The organism is Glycomyces sp. NRRL B-16210, assembly GCF_000719515.1.
Lineage (GTDB): Bacteria > Actinomycetota > Actinomycetes > Mycobacteriales > Micromonosporaceae > Glycomyces.
Map to the genome: position 1 here is coordinate 235,109 of NZ_JOGR01000002.1, position 13,313 is coordinate 248,421.

The 13,313-nt window shown below is 72.6% G+C and carries 11 protein-coding genes; 8 read left to right on the plus strand and 3 right to left on the minus strand.

Features of this window, described 5'->3' with window-relative positions; all coding sequences use genetic code 11:
- Positions 1 to 56 precede the first annotated feature (56 nt).
- From IF12_RS0103745 to IF12_RS0103755, 3 genes are all read left to right on the plus strand, one after another.
- On the plus strand, positions 57 to 491 hold the full coding sequence (locus IF12_RS0103745) for an SRPBCC domain-containing protein (RefSeq protein ID WP_030154707.1): 435 nt from the start codon (positions 57 to 59) through the stop codon (positions 489 to 491).
- Positions 492 to 1,266: 775 nt separating this feature from the next.
- Entirely contained in the window at positions 1,267 to 2,403 is a 1,137-nt protein-coding gene (locus IF12_RS0103750; protein WP_030154709.1) for a winged helix DNA-binding domain-containing protein, read from the plus strand.
- Between the two features lie 45 nt (positions 2,404 to 2,448).
- A complete protein-coding gene (locus IF12_RS0103755; RefSeq protein ID WP_030154711.1) occupies positions 2,449 to 2,922 on the plus strand; it encodes an OsmC family protein in 474 nt (157 codons plus the stop codon).
- Between the two features lie 121 nt (positions 2,923 to 3,043).
- On the opposite strand, the gene IF12_RS0103760 is transcribed toward IF12_RS0103755, so the two are convergent.
- Positions 3,044 to 3,799, minus strand: coding sequence for an AraC family transcriptional regulator (locus IF12_RS0103760; RefSeq protein WP_030154714.1), 756 nt, complete (start codon positions 3,797 to 3,799; stop codon positions 3,044 to 3,046).
- A 146-nt stretch (positions 3,800 to 3,945) separates the two neighbouring features.
- Between IF12_RS0103760 and IF12_RS0103765 the strand changes: the two genes are divergently transcribed.
- The 4 genes from IF12_RS0103765 (at position 3,946) to IF12_RS0103780 (ending at position 10,248) form a co-directional block, all read left to right on the plus strand.
- Entirely contained in the window at positions 3,946 to 4,932 is a 987-nt protein-coding gene (locus tag IF12_RS0103765) for an ABC transporter substrate-binding protein (RefSeq protein ID WP_030154716.1), read from the plus strand.
- Between the two features lie 11 nt (positions 4,933 to 4,943).
- The gene (locus tag IF12_RS0103770; RefSeq protein WP_051703932.1) at positions 4,944 to 6,689 is read left to right on the plus strand and encodes a siderophore-interacting protein; all 1,746 of its coding nucleotides are present in this window, start codon (positions 4,944 to 4,946) and stop codon (positions 6,687 to 6,689) included.
- Between the two features lie 1,451 nt (positions 6,690 to 8,140).
- Positions 8,141 to 9,220, plus strand: coding sequence for an iron chelate uptake ABC transporter family permease subunit (locus tag IF12_RS26470; RefSeq protein WP_030154721.1), 1,080 nt, complete (start codon positions 8,141 to 8,143; stop codon positions 9,218 to 9,220).
- Positions 9,217 to 10,248, plus strand: coding sequence for an iron chelate uptake ABC transporter family permease subunit (locus IF12_RS0103780; RefSeq protein ID WP_030154724.1), 1,032 nt, complete (start codon positions 9,217 to 9,219; stop codon positions 10,246 to 10,248). The genes IF12_RS26470 and IF12_RS0103780 overlap by 4 nt, the downstream gene beginning before the upstream one ends.
- On the opposite strand, the gene IF12_RS0103785 is transcribed toward IF12_RS0103780, so the two are convergent.
- Positions 10,249 to 10,914, minus strand: a complete 666-nt coding sequence (locus IF12_RS0103785) for a cellulose binding domain-containing protein (RefSeq protein WP_081913122.1) — start codon at positions 10,912 to 10,914, stop codon at positions 10,249 to 10,251. It abuts the gene before it with no gap.
- A 198-nt stretch (positions 10,915 to 11,112) separates the two neighbouring features.
- The gene (locus IF12_RS0103790; protein WP_030154729.1) at positions 11,113 to 12,129 is read right to left on the minus strand and encodes a hypothetical protein; all 1,017 of its coding nucleotides are present in this window, start codon (positions 12,127 to 12,129) and stop codon (positions 11,113 to 11,115) included.
- A 230-nt stretch (positions 12,130 to 12,359) separates the two neighbouring features.
- Here IF12_RS0103790 and IF12_RS0103795 point away from each other — a divergent pair, with 230 nt between their 5' ends.
- A complete protein-coding gene (locus tag IF12_RS0103795; protein ID WP_030154731.1) occupies positions 12,360 to 13,310 on the plus strand; it encodes an NADP-dependent oxidoreductase in 951 nt (316 codons plus the stop codon).
- The last annotated feature ends 3 nt before the right edge of the window (positions 13,311 to 13,313 follow it).

The following is a 13,313-nucleotide window of genomic DNA, read 5'->3' on the forward strand; positions in this document are numbered from 1 at the left end:
GTGCGGCTCGGTCTTCACGGGTACAACCAGTTGACACCTGACCAAGGAGCACCATCATGACCACCGCATCGAACCAGGCCGGTTTCCCCTACGAGCTGTCGGCGGAGGTCGACGTCCCGAGGGCCACCGTCTGGAGGGCCTGGACCGAGAACGACCACTATGAGGCCTGGAGTTACTCCAAGCCCGGTTCGGTCGAGCTCGATCCGACGCCCGGCGGCCTCTACGCCGCCACCGTAGTCACTCCGGACGGCCAGGAGTTCCCGATCACCGGCCGGTACATCGAGGTCGACGAGCCCGAATCGATGGTCATGGGCATGGACACGCCCGACGGCGGCGAGGAGGTCATGCGACTCGACCTGGCCGACCTCGGCGGGGACCGTACCCGGATCACGATCTCGCAGACGTGCGCCACCCAGGAGGAGCACGACATGGCCAAGGAGGGCAGCCAGATGCTGATCGACTCCTGCGCGGCCTATGTCACGAAGATCTGATCCCCGCAGAGGCGTCGGGGCCGGGCAGGCAGGAGCCCGGCCCCGGCGCGTGTCCCGGGACGATTCGCGATCCAGCGCCGAAGCGCCACCGGGAGCAAGCTCGCGCGGGTATGGAGCATGTGTTTCCCGGTCCCGGCACCGGTTCGCGGGCGAGAGGCTCGCGAGCAGTACCGCCGGGCCTCCGGCCAGTCCGATCCCCGCAGAGGCGCCGGGCCGGGCAGGCAGGAGCCCGGCCCCGGCGCGTGTCCAAGGACGATTCGCAATCCAGCGCCGCAGCACCGGCGAGCGCACGCTCGAACGGCCGTGGGGCCATAGGGCCATGGGGCCGTGTGGTTGCCGGTCCCGGCACCGGTTCGCGGGTGAGAGGGTCGCGAGCAATACCGCCGGGCCTCCGGGCGGTCCGACGCGTACTCGGGAAGCCGCGCACACGACCTGGACCTCCCGGTCTCACGGTCCCGACGCGTCCCCGGGAAGCCGCCCGAAGGCATGGACCCACCCGGCTGCTTCCCGCTCGGTCAGCCCCCGCGGGCGCGATACTGCCTGGCCAGTGGCGAAGTTCCCGCTTCCGCAGTCTGCGCCTGTCCCGCCCGGGCGAAGACGCCCGTTCGGGTGCCGACCCGCATGGCGGTCTCCAGTACTGACGCTTCCCGCGGATCGCCCCGACCTGCAAGGCGTGCCCGGTACCAACCTTCTTCGAGCCCGGCCGCGAGACTGACGCCTACCTGCTCGGCTCGGCACCATCCGGCGCGTCGGGCCCGGGCGTTAGCCTCGCCCCATGCGACTCTCGGCCCTCCAGCTCAACCGCGCGACCCTCGCCCGCCAGTCCCTCCTCCACCGCGAGCGGACCGACGCCACCGCGGCCATCCGCTCGGCCGTCGCCCTTCAGTCCCAGACCCCCGTCTCGCCGTACCTCGGGCTTTGGAACCGGATCGCAGACTTCGCCCGCGAGGATCTCGACGCCGCCTACGCCGAAGGTCGCGTCGTGCGCGGCAACCCGGTCCGCATGACGCTCCACACCGTCGCCGCCGCCGACTACCGGACGTTCCGCGAGGCCACCGAGCCCTCCCTGTACGCCGCGAAGCTCGGCGCGCGCACCGCCGGCTCTGGCGTCGCCATCGCCGAGGCGGAGCGGCTCACCGCCGGCGTCCTCGACTTCGCCGCCGAGCCCCGCGCCGCGGGCGAATGCGAAACCTGGCTCGCCGAACGCCTCGGCCCCGAGGCCGCGAAGGCCGCCTGGGTCGGCATCCGCCAGTACGCCCCGCTGCTGCGCGCCGTCGGCGACGGCCCCTGGGGCTTCACCGATCGGGTCGCCGTCGTCGCCGCCCCCGACCGCCCGACCCTCGGCGACCGCGAGGCCGCCGACGCGGCGCTCCAGCAGCTCGCGCTCCGCTACCTCTCCGGCTTCGGACCGGCTTCGGCCGCCGACCTCGCGCAGTTCGCGATGGTCCAGCGTGGCCGTGCCAAGCAGGCGCTCCTCGCCCTCGGCGACCGGCTCGAACAGCACCAGGGCCCGGCCGGCGAGACCCTCTTCGACCTGCCCGGCGCCGTGATCCCCGAACCCGACACGCTCGCGCCGCCGCGCCTGATGGCCATGTGGGACAACGTGTTCCTCGCCTACTTCGACCGCAGCCGCACCATCCCGCCCGAGCTGCGCACCGACCTGATCCGCAACAACGGCGACGTGCTCCCGATGCTCCTGGTCGACGGCCTCGCCGCCGGGGTCTGGCGGGCGACCGAGCGCGGCATCGAGGCCACCGCCTTCCGGCCGATCCCCGACGAGGCCTGGGCCGGACTCGCGAAGGAGGCCGCCGGGCTCAAGGACCTGCTCGCCGACCGCGAGCCGGAACCGTACCGGCGCCACCACTACTGGTGGGCCAAGTTCCCTGAGGCGGAGACGGTCCTGCTCGAATGAGGACGGCGGTTACGCTGGCGACCCGAGAGCCGGAAGGAGCCCGCCATGAGCGGCCGCGAACACCACTACGAAGTCAACGTGCGCTGGACCGGCAACACCGGCAATGGCACCGCCCGCTATCTCGAATACGGGCGCGACCACGACATCACCGCCTCCGGCAAGCCGCTCATCCGCGGCAGCGCCGACCCGGCGTTCCTCGGCCAGAAGGAGCGCTGGAACCCCGAAGACCTCCTGATCGCCTCGCTCGCCGAGTGCCACATGCTCACCTATCTCGCCCTGTGCGCCCGCGACCGGATCGTGGTGACCGCCTACGAGGACGAGGCCACCGGGACCATGACGGAGACGGCGGGTAACAGCGGCCGCATGACCGAGGTCGTGCTCCGCCCGCGAGTGACCATCACCGACCCCGAGAAGGCCGATCGCGCGACCGAACTCCACCATGATGCCAATCGGGCCTGCTTCATCGCGAACTCCGTGAACTTCCCGGTCCTTCACGAACCGGCGATCCACATCGCATAATCTCGCTGCGTACTGCGTACTGCGTACTGCGTACTGCGTACTGCGTACTAAGTCTCACCTCTGCTCGCACCGCTCACCGACCGCCCGGCACCCGCTCCGCGAACGACCCCTCAACGCCGATTCATGCCGCCGGCCGCGCTTCTGCGAGCGCCGCGAGCGGATCGTCCGACAGCCGTTCTGCCGACAACCCCGTCTCGCGGCCGATCGCCTTGACTAGTCCGCCGCGCGTCGCGTAACCCGAGGCCCGCGCCGCCGCCGCGAGCGAACTGCCGCCCTTGAGCCGCCCGATCGCCACGTTCAACCGCGCCCTGGTCCGCCACCGCGTGAACGGCAGCCCCGTCTCCTCCTGGAACAGCCGCTGCACATGCCGGACGCTGGTGTGCCGCGCCGCCGCCAGCTCGCCGAGCGTCAAGGGCGACAACGCCTCCCGGGCGATCGCCCGCGCCACCGCGTGCGCGGGCAGCACGAGCGGGAAGTACCGGTCGTCGATGCCGCGCAGCACGTCGTCCAGGGCCTCTCGGAACGGTCGCACCTGCTCGGGGGTCACGGGACCGGCGACCAGGATCGTCGTCATCAGATCGGTGAGCGCGGGGACGATCCCCAAGCGCCGCACCCGCTCGGGCGGCACCGTCTCGGGGGAGAGGAAGGGCCCGAGTGCGACGCCGTCGTCCGAGAGCCGCACCGAGTGCGGCACATGCGGCGCCAACCACAGGTTCTCGCGCGCCCGCATCCGCATCGGGACGCCGTCGACCACGAGTTCGGCCGTGCCGATCACGATGTGGACGAGATGCGGCACGTCGTGCTCGTGCGTGTCGTGGCCGAGGAACCGGATGCTGTTCTCGGGCACGACGCCCACCAGTGAGGCCGCAGGGTGCATGCTCGCTCCAGGATTCGTGTCGCGTCGGGCACCCGCCGATGTCGCTTCGGCGAAGGCCCGGGCTGAGTTTGTAGGCTAGCCTAGCCTTACTTTCAGGCCGTCGTGCCTGGGAGACCGCCCGTCCCCCCATTCCCGATAGAGGTCCCATGCGATCCCCACGCACCGCGTTCGCCGTGCTCACCGCCGCCATCGCCGGCTCGTCCCTGGCCCTCGCCGGCTGCACCGCCGCCGAGGAGGACGCGTCCTCCGACGGACCGACGCGCACCGTCCAGACCGAGCAGGGCGCCGTCGAGATCCCGGCCGACCCGCAGCGGGTCGTGGTGCTCAACTACGCGCTCGCAGGATACCTCTACGACCTGGACGTGCCCGTGGTCGCGACCGTGCCCGAGGACGCCGACGCCGGCGGCGAGTACTCCGCGTTCTGGGCCGACGAGGCCGAGGCGGACGGCACCGAGTTCCTCCCCTGGAGCCCCGACGGCTTCGACCTCGAGGCGATCCTCGAACAGGACCCCGACCTCATCCTCGCCGGCGGCCTGGGCCTGCCCGGCGCGCAGGCGGTCGAGGCCTACGACCAGCTCTCGGACATCGCCGCGACCGTGATCGTCTCCGGCTCGCTCGCCACCTGGCAGGAGCAGTTCTCCTTCATCGCGGACGACGTGTTCGGCCAGGCCGAGGCCTACGACGCCTTCGTCGCCGACTACCAGGCCCGCGCCGAAGAGGTCGCCGCCGCGATCACCGTCCCGCCCGGGCCCTTCGCGGTGCTCACCGTGACCGCCGACGGCACCGCCTACGCGCTCCTCCACGACGCCGGCCTGCCCCTGGCCCTCGCCGAACTCGGCTTCGAGCCCGCCCCGCTCGCCGAGGAGCACGGCTTCGAGCCCTACCGCGAAGGCGGCGACATGTTCGAGCTGTCGACCGAGCAGGTCGCCCAGGTCCTGACCGTCCCGACCGTGTTCGTGACCGGCTTCAACGCCGACACCACCGACGTCGCCACCCTCGCCGAGTCGAGCGTGTACGCCGCGCTGCCCGCGTTCGCCGAAGGCCACGCCTACGACCTGCCGTACTGGGTCGTCCGCGGCGACTACGACGAAGCGCTGGCCCTGCTCGACCTCGTCGAGCAGCAGTTCTCGTAGCGGCCCCGCGAATGAGCCACCGCAACCTGGTGATCCACCCGCTCGTCCTGCGCCGCGCGCAGGTCGGGCGGGTGGCGGACCTCAACCCGCGCACCCGCCGCGTGACCCTCGTCGGCGAGCAGCTCGGCGCGTTCGAACGCGACGGGATCAGCCTGCCCGCCTTCGTGTCCGAGGCCTTCGACGACCACGTGAAGCTGATCTTCGCCGCAGACGGCGACCTCGCATCGGTCCTGCCGATCCAGTTGGAGGACGGCATCGAATGGCCGCGGGCGACCACCCGCCTGGCCCGCGACTACACGCCCACCCGCTTCGACCCGGTCGCCCGCGAACTCGACCTCGAATTCGTCCTCCACGGCGACGGCCCCGCCTCCACCTGGGCCGCCGGTGCGAAACCCGGCGACGACCTGTGGTTCGCCGGACCCAAATCCTCCACAGTGGTGCCGCCGGACACCGATTGGGTGCTCCTCGCCGGTGACGAGACCGCGCTGCCCGCCATCGAGCGCTACCTCAACGACCGCCCGCTGGACGCCCCGGTCCGCATCGTGGCCGCTGTGCCCGACGCGGCGGCCCGACGCGAACTCCCCACGGCCCCAGGCGACACCGTCACCTGGACCGAGGCGGCACCGGGCGACCCGGACGCCCTCGCGGCAGCGGTCCGCGCCATCGAGGTCCCGCCCGGCAGACCGTACGCATGGGCCGCCGCAGAGAGCCGATCGCTGCTGCCCCTGCGCCGGTACCTCGCCCGCGAACTCGAGGTCCCCAAGTCGCACACCAGCATCACCGGCTACTGGCACCGCCAGGACGCCGAGACCGCCGAAAGCTCGCTCGACCACCTGCCCGCGCCGACGACCTGGTTCGCCGTGCGCGCCGCGCTGCGCCTCGGCCTGGTCGAATCGCTCGCGGCGGGCCCGGTCCCACTGCCCGCGCTGGCCGCCCAACTCGGCATCGACGCACGGCGCCTGAGCGTCCTCCTCGACGCCCTCAAGACCGCCGCGGTCGTCGCCCCGGGTACCGGCCCGGTCGCACTCGGCCCGGCCGGCGAGGAACTCCTCGCCGACGAGCACGCCCGCGAGCGCTTCACCGGCGTCGACGCCGACCGGATCCTGGCCCTCGCTGAACTCGCGGAGGCGCTCGAACTCGACGAGCCCGCCTGGTCGCGCGTCAACGGCCGCACCATGCGCCAGTCGCTCGAACGCGACGGGCACCGCTACGAGGAGCTGGTCGAAGACGCCGACGGCCTCGCCCATCTCGTGACCGGCCTGCCTCGTCTGCCGGTGTGGGGCAGGGAGACCAGGGTCGCGGTCACCGGCCCCGGCTCGCTCGTCCTCGCCGACCTCCTGCGCGAACGGCTCGCAGCCGACACCTCGATCGTGGAATCGGCCGGGCCGCTCGCGGTCCTGAAGGAGTTGAGCGAGGGGTCCGAGCACCGGTTCACCGTGCGATGGGACCGAATCGAGGTAGCGGTGACCGCGCTGGCGCTCGGCCACCGCACCGACGCGGAGGCGGTCGCCCTGCTGGGGGAGATGCGCCGGGCGGCGGAGCGCGCGGTGCTCGTCGAAGCGCTGCAACCGGACGCGCTGAGCCCCGGTGCCGCTGATGAGGCACTGCTGCAACTGGCCGCGACGGGCAGCACACCGCGCTCGCCGAGCGACATGGCGCTGCTCGCGGCGGAGGCGGGCTGGTCGATCGACGACAGGCGCCCGCTCGGCTGGGGCGTGGAGTACTTCGCGCTCGTTCCCGACAGCACCCCGAGATGACAGTGCCGCAGGACAAGTGGCAATGGGCCGCCGCTGAGGAGCGGCGGCCCGCCGAGATGTCGCAGACGAGGACCGAGCCGCCCGAACCACGAGCAGGAGGTGCAACCGAGACGTCCGAGGCCGATCCGACCAAAAGGGCTACGGCCACCGAGCCGGGGTTCGACGCCAATGCGCCCGGCAGCGCGCCAGCGACCGAACCCGAACCACGCGCGGGCGATGCATCCGCAGTGTCTGGCACGGTTCCGATTGGAGAGGCCACGCGCGCGGCATCTGGGTTCGGCGCCGGCGCGAACGGCCGCGCTTCGGCGACCGGGCCCGAGGCGCGAGCGAACGTCGCCGCTGCGGAATCCGAGGCCGGTTCAACCAACGGGGTTGCGCCCAGTGCGCCCGGGTTCGACGCCGATGCGCCCGGCGGCGCGCCGATGGCCGGATCCGAAGCGCGAGTGAGCGGTGCGCCTGCGGTTTCCGAGGTCGGCCCGATCGAGAGGGCCGCGCTCGCCGCTCCTGGGTTCGACGCCGACGCAAATGGCAGTGATCCGGTGACCGGAATCGGGGCGCGCGCAAGCGATGCGGCCGCGGAGTCCGAGGCTGGCCGGACCAGGGAGGCCACCCGCAGTGCGCCCGGGTTGGACATCGAAGCGACCGATGTCGTTCCGGCAGCCGGAATCGAGGCGCGCGCGGTCGGTGAAGCTGCGGAGTCCGAAGCCGGCCGGGCCAACGGGGTCGCGCCGAGCGCGCCCGGGTTCGACGCCGATGCGCCCGACGGAGCACCGAAGGTCGGACCCGAGGCGCGCGCAGGAGAGGTTACGGTGGCGCCCTGGGCCGTTCCGATCGGAGAGGCCACGTGCGCGGCATCCGAGTTCGGCGCCGGTGCGAACGGCCGCGCTCTGGCGACTGGACCCGAGGCGCGTGTCAGAAACGCAGCTGCCGTGTCCGAGGCCGATCCGACCATAGTGGCTACGGCCACCGGGCCCGTGTTGGATGCCGAAGCAACCGATATCGCTCCGGCGACTGAATCCAGAGCGCGAGTGAGCGGTGCGTCTGCGGTTTCCGAGGTCGGTCCGATCGAGGTCACCACGCTCGCAGCTCCCGGGTTCGACGCTGATGCGACTGGTGGTGCGCCGGTGGCCGGGCCCGTGGCGCGCGCAGGCGGTGCGACTACGGTTTCCGAAGCTGGTCAGACCAAAGAGGCCCCGCCCAGTGCGCCCGGGTTCGACGCTGATGCGCCCGACAACGCGCCCGGCCCCGTTCCGGTGACCGGGCCCGAGGGGCGAGCGCGCGGTGCGGCTACGGAGTCCGAGGCCGGTCCGATCCAGGGGGCCGTGCCTCCGGCGTCCGGGTTCGACGCTGATGCGCCCGGCAACGCGCCCGGCCGCGTTCCGGTGACCGGGCCCGAGGGGCGAGCGCGCGGTGCGGCTACGGAGTCCGAGGCCGGTCCGATCCAGGGGGCCGTGCCCCCGGCGTCCGGGTTCGACTCCGGTGCGACCAGCGGATCGCGTGCCTCGTTTCCGGCCGTCCCCGGGCCCCTCGCTCTCGGCCGTCGCCGTCGCCTCTTCTGGCTCACCGTCGCCTTCGGGACCTTGCTCCTCGCCATCGCCGCCAGCCTCGCCGTCGGCTCCGCCCCGCTGCCTCTCACCACCGTCTGGGCCGCCCTCACCCGCCCCGACGGCAGCCTCGACCACCTCACCGTCCTCGACCTGCGCGTCCCCCGCACCGCCCTCGCCGTCCTCGTCGGCGCCGCCCTCGGCCTCTCCGGCGCGCTCATCCAGGCCCTCACCCGCAACCCCCTCGCCGATCCCGGCATCCTCGGCGTCAACGCCGGAGCCGGGTTCGCGATCGTCCTCGGCGTCGCCCTCTTCGGCGTCACCCGCATCCAGCAGTACCTCTGGCTCGGCTTCGCCGGCGCCGTCATCGCCGCCCTCGTCGTCTACGTCATCGCCGCCCGCGGCCCCGGCGGCGCCAACCCCATCCGCCTCACCCTCGTCGGCGTCGCCCTCAGCGCCGTCCTCTCCGGCGCTTCCTCCACCCTCGCCCTCATCGACCCCCAGACCTTCGACCGGATGCGCTACTGGGGCGCCGGGTCCATCGCCGACCGACCCGACGGCACGATCGCCGCGATCCTCCCGTTCATCGCCGCCGGGCTCCTCCTCGGCCTCGCCTGCGCCCGCCCGCTCAACGCCCTCGCCCTCGGCGACGACATGGCCCGCGCCGTCGGCGCCCGCATCACCTTCACCCGCGCCGCCGGCATGGTCGCCGTGACCCTCCTCTGCGGCGCCGCCACCGCCGCGGCCGGACCGATCGGCTTCATCGGCCTCATGGTCCCGCACGCCGTACGCTGGCTGACCGGCCCCGACCAGCGCTGGGTCCTCCCGTTCTCCCTGATCCTCGCGCCCGTGCTCCTCCTGGTCGCCGACGTCATCGGCCGCCTCGTGGTCTGGCCCGCCGAACTCCAGGTCGGCGTCGTCACCGCCCTCATCGGCGCCCCGGTCCTCATCGCACTGGTTCGCCGCGCCAAGGCGGCCGCCCCGTGACCGGCACCTTCACCGTCCGCATAGGACGACTCAGCCGACGCGTGCACACCCGCGCCCTCATCGTCGCCGTTCTGCTCCTGCTCGCCGCGACCGCCTGCGTCGCCGCCTCCCTCATGCTCGGCTCCCGGTCCCTGACGCTCACCGAAGTCCTCACCGCGCTCGGCCCGGACGCCCGCGGCCCCAACCGGCTCGTGGTCGTCGAATGGCGCGCGCCCCGCGCCCTCGCCGCCGGGCTCTTCGGCGCCTGCCTCGGCATCAGCGGCGCGATCTTCCAGTCCCTCACCAGGAACCCGCTCGGCAGCCCCGACATCATCGGTCTCAACACCGGCGCCTACACGGGCGTCGTCTTCGTCATCACTGTCGGCGGGACCGGCTTCCTCGCCTACGCCGCGGGTGCCATGATCGGCGGCCTCGGCGCCGCCGCCCTCGTGTACCTGCTCGCCTTCCGCGGCGGCGTCCGCGGCTTCCGGCTCATCATCGTCGGCATCGCCGTCAGCGCCATGCTCACCTCGGTGAACACCTGGTTCTCCGTCAAAGCCGACCTCGGCGAGGCCCTGCGCGCCGCCGTGTGGGGCGCCGGCTCGCTCAACGCGATCCAATGGCCCCCGGTGATTCTCGCGTCGATCGTCGCCGGTCTGCTCGCGCTCGCCCTGCCGGTGGCCGGGCGCCGGATGCGCCAGCTCGAACTCGGCGACGAGACGGCCGTGACGCACGGCGTCCCGGTGGAGCGCAGCAAGATCCTGCTCTCGGCGGTCGGCGTCGGGTTCACCGCCCTCGTGACCGCCGCGGCCGGACCGATCGCGTTCGTCGCGCTCGCGGCCCCGCAGATCGCGCGGCGGCTCAGCGGCCGTCCCGGCTCGGCCGACCTCGTCGGCTCGGCGCTGGTCGGCTCGGTGCTCCTGGGCGGGGCGGACCTGATCGCGCAGCACGCGGTCCCCGACACGCCGCTGCCGGTCGGCGCGGTCACGGTCCTCCTCGGCGGCGCCTACCTCGTGTGGCTCCTGCTGCACGAGCAGCGCCGTCGCTGATCAACCCTCAGGGGTGCAGGGCACCGTCTCGGGCAGGGCGTAGTCGCCCTGCACGTCGGCGGTGAAGCTCGGCCCGACGCTCTTGCCGGGGTCGAGCGACCCGTTGAACCAGACGTCGCCGTAGCGGTCGCCCTCCACATGGCTCAGGCCCCAGGTCGAGGCCACCGACAGGTGCTCGACGTCGATCACGACCTCCCAGCCCTGCACCGGCTCGGACCCGGTGTTGGCGACGGTCACCTTGACCGACACCGAACTCGACCACTCGTTGTCGAGCGTGAGCGTCGCCGTGCACTGCCTCGCGGCGGGCGCGGCCTCGGTGGTCGGGTCGGCTCCGCTGGACCCCGCGGCGCCGCTCGTCTCCGGCAGTCCGGTCTCCGGATCGACCTCGGGGGAGGGCGATTCGGACTCGGTCGCGCTCTCGGACCCCGCGTCGGAAGGGGAGTCCTCCGCGGTGCCCTCGGGGGAGCTCTCAGGATCGGCGCTGAAGTCGGGGACGGCGGGCCCGTCGACGCCGAGGTCGATGCGGTCGGAGTCGTCGCCGATGCGCAGCACGCTGAACTGGAGGATCGCGGCGACGCACGCGAGGGCGGCGACGGCGATGAGGACCTTGAGCAGGCGGCCGTGGAGTCGCCCGCGCATCGTCACGCGGTCCATCCAAAGGCGCATGACGACTTCCTCCAATATGGACGAATTGAACCGGGTGGACCCGTCTGCACGGTGAGACAGATGAGGGAGAATCGTGTCCACGGTGTAGCGTACAAGGCCCTCGGGCGCCGAAACAGCGCCGGAGGCCCCGTGCCGGACCGCGTCACCGCGCCTTCGGCGGCCCCGCAATCGCGCCGGTGGCCGTCGCGCCCAACGGGATCAGTTGTAGTTGCTCGGCTTCGCGTAGTGGGCCCAATCCGAGTCGAACTCGTACCCGGAGCGCTCGACGTCGGGTTCGACCAGGGTCGCCGACCGCTCGTCCACCATGATGCGCACGGGGAACCCCGGCAGCGGCACCCGGTCGAACGAGGTGATCATCGCGGCCCTGAAGGCGCGGCCGACCCCGTCGGCCTCGTACCGGATCATCACGTCGAACTGCGGCCGCTCGTCGGACCATTTGCGATGGAAGTCGGTGGACTCGACCTCGCCGTCGAAGCGCCTTCCCTTGGCGCGCAGCCGATGGATCAGCCGCTGCCTGCTCTTGACCCGCAGCAGCGCGAACACCAGCCAGAGCAGCCTGACCGCCAGCAGCAGCAGCGCGAGGACGGCGATCAGTACGAGGAGGTCCGGGACCCGCTCGCCCCGGAAGCGCTCGCCGTCGGCGAGCGTGGCCGCGTAGCCGGCGACGTGCAGGGCCGCACCGGCGGTGAACCCGAAGGTCCCGGCGGTGGCGACGACGCTCTTGGCGAACGACCGCTGCCCGAACCTCCGGCGCACCAACGCGTGGAGGCCCCACGACGACAGCCCGACCGCCTTGAGCGACAGCACGAACAGCACGATCCACCACCAGGTCGTGGGCCGTTCCCCAAGACCCGGCTGACTGGTGAGGACGCCGGGCAGCCACGCCAGGCCGAGGTAGGCCAGCGCGGTCCACGCCGCCGCAGCGGTCGCGAAGAGCGCGGCGAGTCCCGCCGTGAGCCGCCCGGGCCGCTCCCCGGGGGCGAGGACGGTGATCTTGCGGCCGCGGTCGGTCGTGGAGAACACCGGGCCGCGTTCCCACCAGTGGGCCCTCTTGCGCCGCTCCAGCTCCGGCTCCGGGGTGCTCGTGCCGTCGAACGGCCCGTAGCGTTCGGAATGGCGCTCCACCATGCGCGTCACGTACTCGACCACGCGGAGGGCGCGGTCGGACGGCGGCACCTTCCAGCGCGGGTCGTCTGCGAACGGTGTTTCACCCATGGGACCAGAGTAAAGACTCCTTGCACCCCGGCACGGGCGCGAACCCCGCCCCGATCCCGCGCCGGCCCTGCCGCGGAGTCCGGTGCCCGCGGGCGAGACGGTCGACTCGGCGCAGTGCCCCGCCGTGCGGCCTTCCCGCCGCATTCGATCGGCCTCGCCGGGGTACCCGCCGGTGTAGATTCAGGCCGGGAGCGCCGCGCACCCGGCGCGGAACGGCCGAAGGGAATCCCATGCGCGCAGTCGTCGTCACCGATTTCGACACCGAGCCCCGCATCGACGATCTGCCCGTCCCCGAGCCCGGTCCCGGCGAGGTCTTGGTCCGCATCGCGGCGGCGGGCGTCAATCCCTTCGACTGGAAGGTCGTCGAGGGCGCCATGCGCGACGCCGTGACCCACGCGTTTCCGCTCGTGCTCGGTTCGGACGGCGCCGGGACGGTCGAGCGCGTCGGTCCCGACGTGGAGGCCTTCGAGTCCGGCGACCGCGTCTTCGGCCAGTTCATGGACGTGCAGCTCGGCCGCGGTTCCTACGCCGAGTTCGCCGTCGCCAAGGCCTCCAAGCTCGCCCGGCTCCCCGACGCGCTGCCGTTCGACCTCGCGGCGGCCCTGCCGACGGCGAGCGTCGCGGCGCACGATTTCGTGGAGGGCACCGGCATCGGCCCCGGCCAGGTCCTGCTCGTCAACGGCGCCTCCGGCGGCGTCGGCCAGTCCGCGGTGCAGCTCGCGGCTGCCCAGGGCGTGCGCGTCATCGCCACGACCGACGCCGAGACCGCCGACTACCTGCGCGAGCTCGGCGCGGCCGAGACCGTGGACTTCACGGAGGGCTCCGCGGCCGATCAGGTGCGCGTCGCGCATCCTGCCGGCATCGACGCGGTCATCGACCTCATCTCTGGTGCCGAGGAGATCGAGGCGTTCGCCTCGATCCTCAGGGCCAACGGCGTGATCGTCTCCTCCAACGGCGCGGTCGATCCCGAACTGCTCGCCTACCGGGGTCTGCGCGGCGCGAACCTGTACGCGAACGCGAATCCGGCGACTCTCGCCTCGCTGGCCGAGGCGGTCGAACGCGGGCAGCTGCGGGTGCGCATCGACTACAAGGTCCCGCTCGAGGACGCCGCACTCGCCTTGGGGCGCTTGATGGAAGGCAAGGCGCGCGGCAAGACCGTGCTCGCCGTCGGCGCCCAGTAGACC